The sequence below is a fragment of the Luteimonas sp. MC1895 genome, assembly GCF_016457215.1.
In the GTDB taxonomy this organism is placed as follows: Bacteria; Pseudomonadota; Gammaproteobacteria; order Xanthomonadales; family Xanthomonadaceae; genus Luteimonas.
The window spans coordinates 1,056,560-1,072,318 of the sequence record NZ_JAEMDY010000001.1 but is presented as its reverse complement, the minus strand read 5'-3'; the positions used below and the strand labels follow the sequence as shown (position 1 = coordinate 1,072,318).

Below are 15,759 nucleotides of genomic sequence, written 5' to 3'. Positions count from 1 at the left end.
CGTCAGATCTCCGGCCGCCTGGCGTCGATCCGCGCACGCGTATCGACCTGCTGCTTGCCCAGCGCCTCCTTGCCCAGCTCGGCGATGCCCGCGATCGAGCCGATGATCCCGCTGGTTTCCATCGGCATCATCACGAACTTGGCGTTGGGCGCCGTGGCGAGCTCGCGGAAGGCCTCCACGTACTTCTGCGCGATGAAGTAGTTGATCGCCTGCACGTCGCCCGACGCGATCGCGTTCGACACCATCTCCGTGGCCTTCGCCTCCGCCTCGGCCAGCCGCTCGCGCGCCTCGGCCTCGCGGTAGGCCGCCTCGCGCTCGCCTTCGGCCTGCAGGATCGCCGCCTGCTTCTCGCCCTCGGCGCGCAGGATCGCCGAGCTGCGATGGCCTTCGGCCTCCAGGATCACGGCGCGACGGTCGCGCTCGGCCTTCATCTGCCGGCCCATGGAATCGATCAGGTCGCGCGGCGGCTGGATGTCGCGGATCTCGATGCGGGTGACCTTGATGCCCCAGGGATTGGTGGCGTGGTCGACCACGTTGAGCAGCTGGGCGTTGATCGTCTCGCGGTTGCTGAGCGACTCGTCCAGGTCCATCGAGCCGATCACCGTGCGGATGTTGGTCTGCACCAGCGCGATCGTGGCGATCTCGAGGTTGGACACCTCGTAGGCGGCCTTGGCGGCGTCAAGCACCTGGAAGAACACCACGCCGTCGACCTTCACCACGGCGTTGTCCTTGGTGATGACCTCCTGCGAGGGCACGTCGAGGACCTGCTCCATGACGTTGACCTTGCGGCCGATCGCCTGCATCACCGGAATCAGCAGGTGCAGTCCCGGCGACAGCGTGTGCGTGTACTTGCCGAAGCGCTCGACGGTCCACTCGAAGCCCTGCGGCACGATGCGCACCATCTTGAAGAAAAAGATGATGAACGCGAGCGCCAGTACGGCGGCAATGAACGTGGTTCCGGACATTCCATACCCTCCCCATGCAATGGTTTCGAGTATAGACGCGGCCCGGAGCGCATCCGTGACCGCACGCGGGCCACACCGCGTGCGCGGCGGACCTACTTGGTGAGGATGAGCTTGTCGTTGCGCGTATGCCGCAGGCGATAGAGCTCGTTGCCGTGGCGGATCAGCACTTCGCGCTGGCCATCGAGCAGGCGCAGGCTGTCGACTTCGGCACGCTCGACGGGCGCGTCTGCGCCGCCGGCCGACGGCAGGTCGTCGGCCGCTTCGAAGGCGGACGGATGGACGCGGGAGGCCAGCATGGGGGACACCTCATCGATCGATGACCTCCGATGCTAATGATTCTCATTTGCCTGTCAACTGCCGGGTTCAGCCGACGGTTGCGGCCTCGACCCGCTGCCAGACGCCGTCGTCGAGGCCCCGGGCCAGCTCCAGCGCGCCCAGGTTCGCCTGCAGCTGCCCGACCCGGCTGGCGCCGAGGATCACGCTGGACACGTGCGGGTTGCGCAGGCACCAGGCGATGGCCAGCGCCGCAGGCTCGACGCCCAGCTCGCGCGCGAGCACGGTGAAGCGGCGGGCACGCTCCAGCAGCCCGGGCCCCTCGCCGCCATCCAGCCGTTCGCGCAGCCAGGGCTCGCGCGCCGCGCGCGAACCGGCGGGAATGCCATCGCCGTACTTGCCGGTCAGCACTCCGGAGGCCAGTGGCGACCACACCGTCAGGCCCAGGCCGAGTTCGGCGTACAGCGATGCGTACTCCAGCTCCACGCGCCTGCGGTTGAACAGGTTGTACTCGGGCTGCTCCATGGTCGGCGGCTGCAGCTGCCGCGCGCGCGCCACCGCATGCGCCTCGCGCACCAGCGCCGCGGGCCATTCGGACGTGCCCCAGTACATCACCTTGCCCTGGCGGACCAGCGCGTCCATGGCGGCCACCGTCTCGGCCACCGGCACGTCCGGATCGGGCCGATGGCAGAAGTACAGGTCGAGGTAGTCCACGCGCAGCCGCTTCAGCGCGGCGTGGCAGGCGTCGTGCAGGTGCTTGCGGGACAGCCCGCGCTGCAGCGGCAGCGGGCTGGCCGCCGAGCCGAACATCGCCTTGCTCGACACCGCATACCCGTCGCGCGGCAGGCGCAGGTCGGCGATCACGTCGCCCATCATCCGCTCGGCCTCGCCGTGGGCGTAGCTCTCGGCGTTGTCGAAGAAGTTGACGCCATGGTCCCAGGCTGCGGCGACCAGGTTGCGCGCCTCACCGCGCGGGATGGCGCCGCCGAAGGTCGTCCAGGCGCCGAACGACAGCGCGGACAGCGCGAGTCCCGAGCTGCCAAGCCTGCGGTATTCCATGGTCGACGCCTCCAGCGCGCTGTGTTGGGCGGCAGTTTACGCAAGCCGCCGCGCTATCCTCCCCGCAGGGAAGGGAGCACGGACGATGCACGCCAGCGACGGCGGGATACGCGACACGCTGCAGCGCCTGCTGGCGCCGCCGGACCAGGTCATGCGCCGGCTGGGTGCGGGCAGCGAGCGCCTGGTCGCCCGGGTCCGGCTGCTGCTCTCGGTCCTGGCACTGGCGCTGCCGCTGTTCGCCGCGGCGACCGGCGCGGGCATGGGCGGGATCCTCGCCTGCCTCGGCGCGGTCGTGCTGGCCAATGCCGTCGCCCTCGCCTGGCTGGTGCTGGCGCGACAGGAGCGGAGCTGGCTGCCCTTCGCCACCTGCACCTGGGACACCAGCCTGGTCACCGCCACGCTGGTGGCGATCGCGCTGCGCGATCCCTCCGCCGCGACCACCGGAGTCGCGGCCTGGTCGTGCTACCTCCTGGTGATCCTGTCGGCGGCGCTGCGCGCCGATGGCCGGCTGGCGCTCTACACCGGCGGCCTGGCCCTGCTGCAGTACGGCCTGTTCGCGCTGGCGGCCTACCTGGGCAGGACGCCTCCCGAGGCGGCCCTCGCGCTGCAGCCGGTCGCGACACGCATCGGCGCCGAGGCCCTGCGCATGCTGCTGCTGGTCCTGGCCACCGGGCTCGCGGCGGTCGCGGTGCGACGGATGCAGGCGCTGGTGGAAACATCGGGACACGACGCCCTGACCGGCCTGCCCAACCGCTCCTGGCTGGTGCAGCGCATGCCGCACGTGTTCGCGAACGCGCGCAACTCGGGCGCCTCGCTGACCCTGGTGCTGCTCGACGTCGACCGCTTCAAGCGCGTCAACGACGAGGCCGGGCCGCAGGCCGGCGACCGCGCACTGCGCCACATCGCCTCGACCATGAGCGAGATGCTCGCCGACACGGAATCACTGGCCAGGATCGGCGGCCAGGAGTTCGTGATGCTGCTGCACGGCCCGGCCGGCAGCGCCTGGGAACGCCTCGATCGCCTGCGCCGCACCCTGGTCGAGCGCCCCTTCCTGCCCGAGCGCGGCCAGGACGCCTTCGTCTTCACCTTCAGCGCCGGCCTGGCGGCCTGGCCGCAGGACGGCAGCAGCACGTCGAGCCTGCTCGGCTGCGCGGACCGCCGGCTGAAGTCGGCCAAGGCCGCCGGCGGCAACCGGATCGTGGCCCGGGACCCCTGACCGCGGTTGCCCGGCCCTGCGGCCTGCACTACGCTGCCCCGTCGCCGCGCGCCCGCGGCAGGTCCAGGGGATCGGCTTCACGATGGAAGTATTGACGCGGATCGGCTTCGGCCTCTTCGGCCTGGCCGTGCTCATCGGGATCACCTGGCTGTTCTCCAACAACAAGGGCAGGGTCGACTGGAAGCTGGTCGTCACCGGGGTCACCCTGCAGATCGCGTTCGCGGCGCTGGTGCTGCTGGTGCCGGGCGGGCGCGAGGTCTTCGACTGGCTGGGCCAGCTGTTCGTGCGCGTGCTGGGCTTCGTCAACGCCGGCTCCGAGTTCATCTTCGGCAGCCTGATGGACGTCAGCACCTACGGCTTCATCTTCGCCTTCCAGGTGCTGCCGACGATCATCTTCTTCGCCTCGCTGATGGCGGTGCTGTACCACTTCGGCGTGATGCAGCTGGTGGTGCGCGCCATGGCCTGGGCGATCACCAAGGTGATGCGGGTGTCCGGCGCCGAAACCACCAGCGTCTGCGCCAGCGTCTTCATCGGCCAGACCGAGGCGCCGCTGACCGTGCGTCCCTACATCTCGCGCATGACCGAGTCCGAGCTGATCACGATGATGATCGGCGGCATGGCGCACATCGCCGGCGGCGTGCTGGCGGCCTACGTCGGCATGCTCGGCGCGGGCGATCCGGCGCAGCAGGCCTTCTACGCCAAGCACCTGCTGGCGGCCTCGATCATGGCGGCGCCGGCGACGCTGGTGATCGCCAAGATCCTGATCCCGGAAACCGGTGAGCCGCTGACCCGCGGCACGGTGAAGATGGAGGTCGAGAACACCACCAGCAACGTCATCGACGCCGCCGCGGCGGGCGCCGGAGACGGCCTGAAGCTCGCGCTCAACATCGGCGCGATGCTGCTGGCCTTCATCGCGCTCATCGCGATGATCAACGCGCCGCTGACCTGGCTGGGCGACGTCACCGGCGTGGCCGCGGCGATCGGCAAGCCCACCGACCTGTCGGCGATCTTCGGCTACGTGCTGGCGCCGGTGGCGTGGCTGATCGGCGTGCCGTGGTCGGATGCCGGCACCGTCGGCTCGCTGATCGGACAGAAGGTTGTGATCAACGAATTCGTCGCGTACCTGCAGCTGGCCGACATCGTCAACGGTCGCGTCGAGGGCGTCAGCCTGAGCGACGAGGGCCGCCTGATCGCGACCTACGCCCTGTGCGGCTTCGCCAACTTCAGCTCGATCGCGATCCAGATCGGCGGCATCGGCGGACTGGCGCCCGACCGCCGCCAGGACCTGGCCCGCTTCGGCCTGCGCGCGGTGCTGGGTGGAACGATCGCCACGCTGATGACCGCGACCATCGCCGGCGTGCTGACCCATATCGGCGCCTGAGGCCGGGGCGATGTCGCGCGTCGTCGTCGCCGGCTCCTTCAACGTCGACCACGTCTGGCACTGCGCGGCCCTGCCGCGCGCCGGCGAGACGCTGGCCGGGGCGTATTCCACCGGCCCGGGCGGCAAGGGCTTCAACCAGGCGGTCGCCGCGGCGCTTGCCGGCGCGGCCACCACCTTCGTCTGCGCGCTCGGCGACGACGATGGCGGACGCCTCGCGCGCGGGCTCGCGGCCAGCCACGGGATCGACCTGCGCGCCCACGCCAGCGAGGAGCCGACCGGGACCGCCGGCATCTACGTGGGCGACGACGGCAGCAACAGCATCGTCATCGGGCCGGGCGCGAACGCGACGCTGACGCCGGACTTCGTGGCCGCGCAGGGCGTGGCGATCGCCGCCGCCGACGTGGTCCTGGCCCAACTCGAGTCGCCGGTGGACGCCATCGTCGAGACCCTGCGACTGGCACGCGCCAGCGGGGCCCACACCGTGCTCAACCCGGCGCCGGCCAATGCCGACTGCAGCCGCGGGCTGCTGGCGGTGGCCGAGGTGCTGACCCCCAACGAAACCGAGTTCGCCGCCCTGCTCGCGCGCCACTGCGGCGGCGACGTCGATCCCGGCACCCTCGCCGGCATGGACCGCGAGCGCCTGCACCGGCTTTGCCGCACCCTGCTGCCGCGCGGGACCGTAGTGCTGACCCTGGGCGCCGCGGGCTGCTTCGTGTCGCACCGCGAAGACACGCTGCGTGGCGATACCCAGGCCCACTACCGCTGTCCGGCGGCGGCGGCCAAGGTCGTCGACACCACCGGTGCCGGCGACGCGTTCAACGGCGCCCTGGCGGCGTCACTGGCGCGCGTGCCGGCGCAGCCGTTCGCGGCCCACGTGCGCTTCGCCTCGCGCTACGCCGCGCTGTCCACCGAACGCCCCGGCGCAGCGGCCGCGATGCCGCGCGCCGAGGACGTCGCCGCGCGGTTTCCGGACGCCTGAAGCCGCACGATCGGCGACAATGGCGGCATGCGCATCGGTGCCCACGCCATCAGCCCCAATGTCGTCCTCGCGCCCATGGCCGGCGTGACCGACAAGCCGTTCCGGCTGCTGTGCAAGCGGCTGGGGGCGGGCCTGGCGATGTCGGAGATGACCACGTCCGACCCGCGCTTCTGGGGCACGGAGAAATCCCTGCGGCGCATGGACCACGCGGGCGAGCCCGATCCGGTGGGCGTGCAGATCGCCGGCACCGAGCCGTCCCAGCTGGCCGACGCCGCGCGCCACAACGTGGACCATGGCGCGCAGATCATCGACATCAACATGGGCTGCCCGGCCAAGAAGGTCTGCAACGCCTGGGCCGGCTCGGCGCTGATGCGCGACGAGGCGCTGGTGGCGCGGATCCTGGAGGCGGTGGTCGCCGCGGTCGACGTCCCGGTGACGCTGAAGATTCGCACCGGCTGGGCCGCCGACCAGCGCAACGCCGTGGCGATCGCACGCATCGCCGAGGACTGCGGCGTGCAGGCGCTGGCCGTGCACGGACGCACCCGCGACCAGCAGTACACCGGCCACGCCGAGTACGCGACCATCGCCGAGGTGAAGTCGCGGCTGCGCATCCCGGTGATCGCCAACGGCGACATCGAGACACCCGACAAGGCGGCCGACGTGCTGCGCGCGACCGGAGCCGACGCGGTGATGGTCGGGCGCGCCGCGCAGGGCCGGCCGTGGATCTTCCGCGAGATCGCGCACTTCCTCGCCACCGGCGAGCGCCTGCCGCCGCCCGCGCTGTCCGAGGTCCGCGACATCCTGCTCGGCCACCTCCACGACCTGCACGCCTTCTATGGCGAGCCGTCGGGCGTGCGCATCGCGCGCAAGCACCTCGGCTGGTACGCGAAGGACCGGCCGGAGAACGCGGCCTTCCGCGCCGTGGTCAACCGCGCCGCGACCGCGCGCGAGCAGCTCGCACTTACCCGCGACTACTTCGACGCGCTGTCGGCCGGCGTGGCGCCCGCGCTGCCCTCCGCCGCCTGATCGCGGCCGGCCACCGCGCCGGGGTCCTGCCAGATCCGCTGCCAGGTGTCGTCCCAGGCCCGGCCGATGTCGCGTTCGACCCGCAGCTGCCGCGGCGGGATCGGCTGCCAGCCGCCGCCGCGGCGCGCGACCGCGAAATTGAAGAAATAGTCGGGTTCGTTGCCCATGCGCAGGTCGCTGAGCACGAGCTCGCCCTCGACCTGCGTGGCCCGCATGAAGCCGCGGTTGAACCAGGCCAGGCGCTCGACGGCGGGGACAGCCGCGGCCTCGCGCAGTGCACGCAGGTCGGAGCCATGCGGTTCGAACCGCATCGCGCCGCGGTCGGCGGCCAGCGAGTGGAAGCCTTCCACGTAGCCGTCCGGCGTCATCGCGACCACCCGCCAGAGCAGGGTGTTGAACGGCATCGGCACGGAAAACCTCGGCGCCTCCGCCAGGCCGATGGCGGCCAGCGCGCGATCCGCCTCGCGGTCGACCATGGACTTGGCCAGCAGCGACCAGCCGAGATAGGCCGTGCTCAGCACCAGCCCGGCGGCGAGCGCCCGCTGCGCCGCCACCTGTCCACGCAGCAGGAACGCGGCGATGCAGGCCAGGAGCAGCCAGATCGTGTACAGCGGGTCGATGATGAACACGCTCGACCACATCACCGGCGGGAGCGGCAGCGGCCACAGCAACTGGGTCCCGTAGACGGTGAATGCATCGAGCAGCGGATGCGTCAGCAGCGCCAGCTGGATCGCCCAGAACCAGCGCCGCGGTGCCTGCGCCACGCGCCCGCCCCGGCGACGGAACCACGCCCACAGCAGCCAGCCGAGCAGCGGCAGGACGAACAGCGAGTGACTCGCGCCGCGATGCAGGGTCATCAGCGCCACCGGATCGTCGGTGAACAGCGCGATGGGCAGCGAGTCGAGGTCGGGCAGCGTGCCGAGCGCCGCGCCCGCCAGCAGTGCGGCGCGGCGGTGCCCGGGCGGCGCGATGGCGGCCGCGACGGCGCCGCCGAGGACGATCTGGGTCAGTGAATCCATCCGCGCATGCTAGCCGCGCGCGCCGCCGGCCGCGATCGCGAAGGCACGCGCGAGACGGCACAATGCGCCGGTGGCCGCACGCATGTATCATGCGCGCCCATCTCTCCATCCGAATCAAGGGATATAAGGCCGATGTCCAGCACCCTGTTCACCTCCGAATCGGTCTCCGAAGGCCATCCGGACAAGATCGCGGACCAGATCTCCGACGCGGTCCTCGACGCCATCCTGAGCCAGGACAAGGGCGCACGCGTGGCTTGCGAGACCATGGTCAAGACCGGCGTGGCGATCGTCGCCGGCGAGATCACCACCTCCGCGTGGATCGACCTCGAGGCCCTGACCCGCAAGGTGATCCTCGACATCGGCTATGACTCCTCGGACGTCGGCTTCGACGGCGCCACCTGCGGCGTGCTGAACCTGATCGGCAAGCAGAGCCCGCACATCGCCCAGGGCGTGGACCGCAAGAAGCCCGAGGAAATGGGCGCCGGCGACCAGGGCCTGATGTTCGGCTACGCCACCAACGAGACCTCGAGCTTCATGCCGGCGGCGATCCACCTGTCACACCGCCTGGTCGAGCAGCAGGCGCGCGTGCGCAAGAAGAAGCGCTCGCCGCTGCCGTGGCTGCGCCCCGACGCCAAGAGCCAGGTCACCCTGCGCTACGAGGACGGCGTGGCCGTGGCCATCGACGCCGTCGTGCTGTCGACCCAGCACGCGCCGGGCGTGAAGCAGAAGGACCTCATCGAGGCCGTCCGCGAAGAGATCCTCAAGCCCGTGCTGCCGGCCAAGTGGCTGCACAAGGGCACCAAGTACCACATCAACCCGACCGGCAAGTTCGAGATCGGCGGCCCCGTGGGCGACTGCGGCCTGACCGGCCGCAAGATCATCGTCGACACCTACGGCGGCTGGGCCCGCCACGGCGGCGGCGCGTTCTCGGGCAAGGATCCGTCCAAGGTCGACCGCTCGGCCGCATACGCCGCGCGCTACGTCGCCAAGAACGTCGTGGCCGCGGGCCTGGCCGACCGCTGCGAGGTGCAGTTGAGCTACGCCATCGGCGTGGCCGAGCCGACCTCGATCTCGGTCACCACCTTCGGCACCGGCAACGTCGGCGACGACGTCATCGAGCGCCTGATCCGCCGCCACTTCGACCTGCGCCCCTACGGCATCATCAGGATGCTCGACCTGGTGCACCCGATCTACCAGCGCACCGCCAGCTACGGCCACTTCGGCCGCAAGCCGGAAGAGGTCAGCTACGTCGACGCCGCCGGCAAGCAGCACACCGCCACCGCCTTCTCCTGGGAGAAGACCGACAAGGCCGAAGAACTCCGCAAGGCCGCAAAGCTGTAGCAGCGGCTGCGATCGCGGCTGTAGGAGCGGCTACAGCCGCGATCGCAGCCGCAGGAAACGCGAACAAGCCGGGCCGCATTGCGCGGCCCGTCTTTTTTTGTACCTGTCACGCTCCGCCACGCCGGCGTGCAGTGCCTAAGCGTGATCGCCCGCGATCGCTCCGCCGGAGTCCGCGGCCGCAGCCGCAGCCGCAGCCGCAGCCGCAGCCGCAGCGTCATCCGATTCCCAGGATGACGTCGCGGTTGCAGCAATCGCGGCTGTAGCCGCTCCTACAGGGGGCGGGTCGTCGCGAGGTGCGAGCGTTTGGGTTCCCGAATGGCGATGACGGTCGGGCCCGGAGCATAGGCCCGACCAGGACGCGGATCAGGGCCGGGGCTTCGCCTCCTTGACGTGACTCTCCAGCCACGCGTCGGTCTCGGCCAGCATGTGCAGGATCGACTCCCGCGCGCGGTAGCCGTGTGATTCCCGCGGCAGCATCACCAGGCGCGCCGTGCCGCCAAGGCCCTTGATCGCGGAGAACAGGCGCTCGCTCTGCATCGGGAAGGTGCCGGAGTTGTTGTCCTCCTCGCCGTGGATCAGCAGCACCGGCTCGTCGATGCGGTCGGCGTGGTCGAAGGGCGACATCGCATGATAGGTCTCGGTGGCCTGCCAGTAGTTGCGTTCCTCGGCCTGGAAGCCGAACGGCGTCAGCGAACGGTTGTAGGCGCCGCTGCGCGCGATGCCGGCGCGGAACAGGTCCGAGTGCGCCAGCAGGTTGGCGGTCATGAAGGCGCCGTAGGAATGCCCGCCGATGGCGATGCGCCCACGGTCGGCGACGCCGCGTTCGACGACCGCGTCCACCGCCGCCCGCGCGCTGCCCACCAGCTGCCTCACGTAGGTGTCGTTGGGCTCGGACTCGCCCTCGCCGACGATCGGCATCGTCGGGCCGTCAAGCACCGCATAGCCGCGCGCGAGGAAGGCCAGCGGCCCCCAGTAGCTGATGCGGTTGAACCGGTGCGGCGAACCGCGCACCTGGCTGGCGGCATCGGCGGATTTGAACTCGCGCGGGTAGGCCCACATCAGCATCGGCAGCGGGCCGTCGCGCGCGGCGTCATGGCCCGCGGGCAGGTAGAGGTCGGCGGTGAGCTCCACGCCGTCGTCGCGCGTGTAGCGGATCTGCTCCTTGGTCACGTCGCGCAGCGCGGGCGTCGGGTGCGGGAAGTCGGTCAGCGCCACCGGCTCGCCATCGGCGCCGGGGCGGCGCAGCAGCACGTTGGCGGTCTGCGTCGGCGATTCGCGCGTGGTCAGGATGCGCGAAGCCTCGGCATCGAGCAGCGCGAACGGCGCTTCGTACCACGGCGCCTGCGAGTGGAACAGCCGTTCGGTCCGCCCGCTGGCCAGGTCCTGGCGGTCGAGGAAGGGACGATCGCCCTCGGCCGAGGCGCCGTCGCCGATGCGGTAGATGGTCTCGCCTCCGCCGGTGGTGAGCAGGCGTGCGAAGCCGCGCGCGTCGAGCTGCATGACCGGCGTCCCGGGATCCGCGTACCGGTCCTCGTAGGAGCCTTCGCGCAGCAGGACCGGCGCCGCACCGGTGTCCGGCGCCAGGCGCCATTCGCGCAGCTGCCGCGTCTTCCACCACGACTCCTGCAGCAGGGCCAGGCTTCCATGGCCCCAGGACACGCCGCGATAGCGCGTCGACAGGTCGGCCAGAATCCGCGGCTCGCCGGCGAACGGTGCCGCGTGCGCGAACACGCGGTCGCGCACGGCCGCCTCGCGCGACGGATCGCCGCCGTCCTGGGCTTCGGCCCAGACCAGGGTCGCCGGCGCGTCCGAGCGCCAGGCGATGCGGCGCACGCCGGTGGCGACGGCGTCATTGCCGGTCGGCAGGCCTTCCACCAGCGGCAGCGTCGCCACGGTGTGGACCAGGCGGCCGTCGAGGTCGATCACGTCGATGCGGCGCGGGAAGCGCGAGTACGGGACCAGGTGGGAGAACGGCCGCTCGAGCCGCTGGCGCAGCAGGTGGCGGCCGTCCGGCGCCACCGAGGCACCGACGTACATCTCCGGCGCGCCGATGGCGCGGGTCCGGCCATCGAGGTCGACGCGCAGCAGCTGGCTGGTCATGTAGTACGCGAACAGCGCTTCGTCCTGCGGGTTCGACAGCAGGTCCTGGTAGGTGCGCAGGCTCTGCACCTGGCCGCTGCCGCGGGTCTCCTGGATGTTCGGCCCCGGCGGGATGCCGTCGTCGGACGGCGCTGCGCCCTGCCCGTCCGGACGCACCAGCGCGATGAGTCCGCTGCCGTCGGGCAGCCAGTCGAAGCCGCTGCCGGTGACGCTGCCCAGGGGTCGGTCGAGCAGGCGCCGGGCCTGGCCCGCCGCGACGTCGACCAGCCACAGCTCGACGCGACCCGCGCGCCGGTCGACCTGGCTGAAGGCGATGTGGCGCTGGTCCGGCGACCACTGCAGCGACCCGAGTGCCAGCGGCTGCGGCAGGCCCTGGATGCGGCGCTCGCGGCCACCGTCGACTTCCTGCAGCCACAGGTCGTCGATGAAGCTGAAGGCGCTCGCCGAATGCGTGCGCGGATGGATGCGCAGTCCGGCGAGCTTGAGTTCCGGCTGGGCGACGACGTCGATGCCCGGCAGCGCCGGCACCCGCATGTAGGCGAGCAGGTCGCGGCGCGGCGAAAGCGACAGCTGCGGCACGGCGGGCGCATCGACGATCGCGCGCAGCTCGGAGGCCGGCAGGCGGTAGCCGCCGGCGCTGGCGGGGTCACGGGCCGCGTCGGCGGTGGCGGCCTGCTCGCGGGCCTGCGAGGGCCCGGGGAGGAACGCCAGGCAGGCGAGCAGCAGCGGCGCGGACAGCAGTCTGGAAACGGGCGTGGGCAAGGCGAAGGTCCTGCAGGTGGCAAACTCCGAGCCTAGCCCGTCGACGCGGCAGGGGGACCGTGGCGACGGTCATGGTCGCTACGATCCGCCGGCCGCGGCGCTCAGCTGTCGTGCACCGTCACCGTGCCCGGCAGTTGCACGTAGTTGCCGTCACCGAAGTTGCCGTCAGCGCCGCCGGAGATGGTGAAGAGGCGTTCCGCACTGCCGTAGTCGGAGCCGCCCAGGTTGCGCGCCATCCCGATCGCGAAGTCGAAGCTGCTCACCGGGTTGCCGTCGTAGTCCTGGGTGAGGACCCGCAACCCCGTGTTCATGCCGCCACTCGCCTCCAGCGCGCCCTCGGCGTGGGCCTTGAGCTGCCCCATCTCGGCTTCGGTATAGGTGATGGTGACGGTATCACCGGGCTTGACCGGGCCGTCCTGCGCCTTGCCGACGTCGCCCGTCTGCGCGGCGTTGATCATCTGCGACGTGTTCTCGTCGGCCTTGATCGTGAACGCATACGCGCGCTCGGAGACGATCTCCTTGCCTTCGGCGTCGAACGTCTGCGTCAGCGTCATTGGCACGTTGCCGCTGTACTGCAGGTTGACCGTGCGCTCGGCGGTGCCGTCGGGATAGGTGGTGACCACCGAGTCACCGGTGTTCTGCGCGCCGTCGATGCCCAGCTCCAGCGGACCCAGCTTCACGTCGACCTTGGCCTGCGACGAGTAGTCGAGCTTCTCGATCGTCTTCACTTCGGACACCCCGGGGCCGTTGTCGGCCGGCATGGTGCCGGTGGCCACGAAATCGTTGTACGCGGCCAGGCCGTCGGGCGTGGACAGGTCGAACTCGGCAGTCTTGAGCGTCGCGCCGCTCAGGCTGGTGTCGTTGCCGAGCATCAGCTTGACCTGTTCGAAGTCCAGGCCGACGCCGTTGTAGGCGCTGATCGCCTCGGTCGGCCCTGCGGTCACGCGCACGGTGTCGGTGCCGGTCTTCTCGACCAGGAGGCTGGTTCCCTCCTCGCTGGTCACCTTGGTTTCGACGGCGACGTTGCGGAAGGTGGCCTTGAACTCGTTGCTCGCGTAGCTGGCCCCGTCGAGCCTGATGACCGTGCCGGTCGGCATGGACGCGGGATCGAAGGGATTGACGCTGGCGAGGTCGGTGGTCTTCGCCGCCTGTTCCGGCATCGAGACTTCGTACGACGCCTTGATCCCGTCGGTACGGCCGTACTCCAGGCCGGCCTGCTTGACGTCCACGCCGGCGTTCAGCGTGACCGAGACGTCGCTGGACACCGTATAGGTGGTCACGCCGTCGGTGGTCTTCTGGCCGGCGACGACCGTGCTGCTGCCGTCGATGCCGAAGCTCAGGCCCACGCCCTTCGAGTTCTTGACGCTCTCGGTGAACCCGCCGTTGGCGGTCAGCGCGACCGTGCCCTTGTCGGGATCGACGCCGACGCTCGCCCCGGTCGTGGTGCCGCTCGTGGTCTTGCTGCCGTTGGCGTCGGTGGTGGTGGTCTTGTCGGTCTGCTTGCCGCCGACGGTCACACCGTCATCCGACACGCCGACGCTGGCCTCGCTCTTCGAGCTCGTGCCATTGGCATCAGTACCGGTCCTGGCGGTGTCGTCTCCCGTGGCCTTGACCGAGCCGCCCCCGCTGCCATCCTCGGCCGCGGCCGCCGGCAGGTTGAGCAGATCGCCGGGGTAGAGGTGGTCGGGATTGGCCAGCTGCGGATTGGCGCCGATCAGCGCCTGCGGCGTGGTGCCGTTGGCCTTTGCGATGCTGTCGATGGTCTCGCCGCGCACCACTTCGTGCTGCTTCGGCGGGGGCGGCGGAGGCGGCGGCTGGACGGGCTGCTGGTATCCGATGGCGTTGACGGTCATGGGGGGCTTCCGGTTGTTCCAGGATTCGCGCCAGCCTAGGCAATCCGGGCCCTGCGCTACACCCGGTCGGACCCTAGGTGGTGCCACGCGGACCACCGGCCGGGGTCCGCGCGGCCTGCGCGTTATATAATCCGCGGCTCCGCCGAGGGGCGCTGCGATGGACCGGCTTCGATGAAGCCGCCCACCAGGCTCGGCGATGACGATCTGAACGGCGCCCGGTTCACCCCACCGACCCCTCCCGCGAGCGGGACAGGGCGCGAAACCGGAGCAAGAGATGAACGCCGTGACCAAGACCAGCCCTGAACGCCAGTTTTCAACCGATGGCGACTACAAGATCGCCGACATCTCCCTGGCCGACTGGGGCCGCAAGGAGATCGACATCGCCGAGCACGAGATGCCGGGCCTGATGTCCATCCGCCGCAAGCATGCCGCCGAGGCGCCGCTGAAGGGCGTGCGCGTGACCGGCTCGCTGCACATGACCATCCAGACCGCGGTCCTCATCGAGACCCTCAACGACATCGGCGCCGATGTGCGCTGGGCGTCGTGCAACATCTTCTCCACCCAGGACCACGCCGCCGCGGCGATCGCCGCCACCGGCACCCCCGTGTTCGCCTGGAAGGGCGAGACCCTGGAGGAGTACTGGGACTGCACGCTCGACGCACTCTCCTTCCCCGACGGCCAGGGCGGCTTCCTCGGCCCGCAGATGGTGGTCGACGACGGCGGCGACGTGACCCTGCTGATCCACAAGGGCTACGAGCTCGAGCAGGGCGACACGTCCTGGGTCGACGCGCCCGCGGGCAGCCACGAGGAGCAGGTGATCAAGAACCTGCTCAAGCGCGTCGCCAAGGAGCGCCCGGGCTACTGGACCAGGGTCGTCGCCGACTGGAAGGGCGTGTCCGAAGAGACCACCACCGGCGTGCACCGCCTGTACCAGCTGGCCCAGGACGGCAAGCTGCTGGTGCCCGCGATCAACGTCAACGACTCGGTCACCAAGTCGAAGTTCGACAACCTGTACGGCTGCCGCGAGTCGCTGGCCGACGGCCTGAAGCGCGCGCTCGACGTGATGCTGGCCGGCAAGGTGGCGGTGGTCTGCGGCTACGGCGACGTCGGCAAGGGCTGCGCGGCGTCGCTGCGCGCCTACGGTGCGCGCGTGATCGTCACCGAGATCGACCCGATCTGCGCGCTGCAGGCGGCGATGGAGGGCTACGAGGTCTCGACCGTCGAGGACAGCCTCGGCGAGGCCGACATCTACGTCACCACCACCGGCAACAAGGACATCATCCGCGTCGAGCACATGACCGCGATGAAGGACCAGGCCATCGTCTGCAACATCGGCCACTTCGACAACGAGATCCAGGTCGATGCGCTGAAGGCGCTGGCGGGCGTGGAGATCGTCAACATCAAGCCGCAGGTGGACAAGTTCATCCTGCCGAACGGCAACGCGATGTTCCTGCTGGCCGAAGGCCGCCTGGTGAACCTGGGCTGCGCCACCGGCCACCCGAGCTTCGTGATGTCGAACTCGTTCTCCAACCAGACGCTGGCGCAGATCGACCTGTGGGCGAAGAAGGACGAGTACGCCAACAAGGTCTACATCCTGCCGAAGAAGCTCGACGAGGAAGTCGCGCGCCTGCACCTGGAGAAGATCGGCGTGAAGCTGACGAAGCTCACGAAGGAACAGGCCGACTACATCGGCGTGCCGGTGGAAGGTCCGTTCAAGCCGGAGCACTACCGGTACTGATCCGGCCCATCCGGGACAGCGGAACGGGCGCCTTCGGGCGCCCGTTC

General features: G+C 70.4%; 11 protein-coding genes, 1 pseudogene and 1 riboswitch. Of the genes and pseudogenes, 6 read left to right on the top strand and 6 right to left on the bottom strand.

Annotated elements, in window-relative coordinates:
- Positions 1-2: 2 nt before the first annotated feature.
- The 3 genes from JG616_RS04715 to JG616_RS04705 form a co-directional block, all read right to left on the bottom strand.
- Positions 3-965 carry an SPFH domain-containing protein gene (locus JG616_RS04715; RefSeq protein WP_199391811.1) on the bottom strand — a complete coding sequence of 321 codons (963 nt, stop codon included), beginning with the start codon at positions 963-965 and terminating at the stop codon, positions 3-5.
- Positions 966-1,057: 92 nt separating this feature from the next.
- Complete coding sequence (locus JG616_RS04710) at positions 1,058-1,261, bottom strand: hemin uptake protein HemP (protein ID WP_199360301.1); 204 nt, start codon at positions 1,259-1,261, stop codon at positions 1,058-1,060.
- A gap of 67 nt (positions 1,262-1,328) precedes the next feature.
- On the bottom strand, positions 1,329-2,297 hold the full coding sequence (locus tag JG616_RS04705) for an aldo/keto reductase (protein WP_199360298.1): 969 nt from the start codon (positions 2,295-2,297) through the stop codon (positions 1,329-1,331).
- Between the two features lie 85 nt (positions 2,298-2,382).
- On the opposite strand from JG616_RS04705, the gene JG616_RS04700 reads away from it, so the two are divergent.
- The 4 genes from JG616_RS04700 (at position 2,383) to dusB (ending at position 6,899) form a co-directional block, all read left to right on the top strand.
- Positions 2,383-3,513: a GGDEF domain-containing protein gene (locus JG616_RS04700; protein ID WP_199360296.1), complete on the top strand. Its 1,131-nt coding sequence runs from the start codon at positions 2,383-2,385 to the stop codon at positions 3,511-3,513.
- 82 nt (positions 3,514-3,595) lie between these two features.
- The gene (locus JG616_RS04695) at positions 3,596-4,894 is read left to right on the top strand and encodes a nucleoside transporter C-terminal domain-containing protein (protein WP_199360294.1); all 1,299 of its coding nucleotides are present in this window, start codon (positions 3,596-3,598) and stop codon (positions 4,892-4,894) included.
- A gap of 10 nt (positions 4,895-4,904) precedes the next feature.
- The gene (locus JG616_RS04690; protein WP_199391810.1) at positions 4,905-5,873 is read left to right on the top strand and encodes a ribokinase; all 969 of its coding nucleotides are present in this window, start codon (positions 4,905-4,907) and stop codon (positions 5,871-5,873) included.
- A gap of 27 nt (positions 5,874-5,900) precedes the next feature.
- Positions 5,901-6,899, top strand: a complete 999-nt coding sequence (gene dusB / locus JG616_RS04685) for a tRNA dihydrouridine synthase DusB (RefSeq protein ID WP_199360289.1) — start codon at positions 5,901-5,903, stop codon at positions 6,897-6,899.
- An 80-nt stretch (positions 6,900-6,979) separates the two neighbouring features.
- On the opposite strand, the pseudogene JG616_RS04680 reads toward dusB, so the two are convergent.
- Positions 6,980-7,918 (bottom strand): annotated as a pseudogene (locus JG616_RS04680) (metal-dependent hydrolase); the annotation flags it as partial.
- Between the two features lie 132 nt (positions 7,919-8,050).
- Here JG616_RS04680 and metK point away from each other — a divergent pair.
- On the top strand, positions 8,051-9,259 hold the full coding sequence (gene metK, locus JG616_RS04675) for a methionine adenosyltransferase (protein ID WP_199391808.1): 1,209 nt from the start codon (positions 8,051-8,053) through the stop codon (positions 9,257-9,259).
- Between the two features lie 363 nt (positions 9,260-9,622).
- Here the strand turns inward: metK and JG616_RS04670 are convergent, their stop codons facing one another.
- Both JG616_RS04670 and JG616_RS04665 read right to left on the bottom strand, forming a co-directional pair.
- Positions 9,623-11,893: a prolyl oligopeptidase family serine peptidase gene (locus tag JG616_RS04670; protein ID WP_235972970.1), complete on the bottom strand. Its 2,271-nt coding sequence runs from the start codon at positions 11,891-11,893 to the stop codon at positions 9,623-9,625.
- A 329-nt stretch (positions 11,894-12,222) separates the two neighbouring features.
- Positions 12,223-13,974: a LysM domain-containing protein gene (locus tag JG616_RS04665; RefSeq protein WP_199391807.1), complete on the bottom strand. Its 1,752-nt coding sequence runs from the start codon at positions 13,972-13,974 to the stop codon at positions 12,223-12,225.
- A gap of 138 nt (positions 13,975-14,112) precedes the next feature.
- Positions 14,113-14,198, top strand: a riboswitch (S-adenosyl-L-homocysteine riboswitch).
- Positions 14,199-14,248: 50 nt separating this feature from the next.
- On the opposite strand from JG616_RS04665, the gene ahcY reads away from it, so the two are divergent.
- Positions 14,249-15,712 (top strand): adenosylhomocysteinase, encoded by a 1,464-nt coding sequence (gene ahcY, locus JG616_RS04660; protein ID WP_199360280.1) that lies wholly within the window; start codon positions 14,249-14,251, stop codon positions 15,710-15,712.
- Positions 15,713-15,759: the final 47 nt, after the last annotated feature.

What these genes read in the sequence shown, in the direction of transcription:
- JG616_RS04715 (WP_199391811.1), bottom strand. Translation starts at nt 965, where the DNA reads ATGTCCGGAACCACGTTCATTGCCGCCGTACTGGCGCTCGCGTTCATC.
- JG616_RS04710 (WP_199360301.1), bottom strand. Translation starts at nt 1,261, where the DNA reads ATGCTGGCCTCCCGCGTCCATCCGTCCGCCTTCGAAGCGGCCGACGAC.
- JG616_RS04705 (WP_199360298.1), bottom strand. Translation starts at nt 2,297, where the DNA reads ATGGAATACCGCAGGCTTGGCAGCTCGGGACTCGCGCTGTCCGCGCTG.
- JG616_RS04700 (WP_199360296.1), top strand. Translation starts at nt 2,383, where the DNA reads ATGCACGCCAGCGACGGCGGGATACGCGACACGCTGCAGCGCCTGCTG.
- JG616_RS04695 (WP_199360294.1), top strand. Translation starts at nt 3,596, where the DNA reads ATGGAAGTATTGACGCGGATCGGCTTCGGCCTCTTCGGCCTGGCCGTG.
- JG616_RS04690 (WP_199391810.1), top strand. Translation starts at nt 4,905, where the DNA reads ATGTCGCGCGTCGTCGTCGCCGGCTCCTTCAACGTCGACCACGTCTGG.
- dusB (WP_199360289.1), top strand. Translation starts at nt 5,901, where the DNA reads ATGCGCATCGGTGCCCACGCCATCAGCCCCAATGTCGTCCTCGCGCCC.
- metK (WP_199391808.1), top strand. Translation starts at nt 8,051, where the DNA reads ATGTCCAGCACCCTGTTCACCTCCGAATCGGTCTCCGAAGGCCATCCG.
- JG616_RS04670 (WP_235972970.1), bottom strand. Translation starts at nt 11,893, where the DNA reads ATGCGGGTGCCGGCGCTGCCGGGCATCGACGTCGTCGCCCAGCCGGAA.
- JG616_RS04665 (WP_199391807.1), bottom strand. Translation starts at nt 13,974, where the DNA reads ATGACCGTCAACGCCATCGGATACCAGCAGCCCGTCCAGCCGCCGCCT.
- ahcY (WP_199360280.1), top strand. Translation starts at nt 14,249, where the DNA reads ATGAACGCCGTGACCAAGACCAGCCCTGAACGCCAGTTTTCAACCGAT.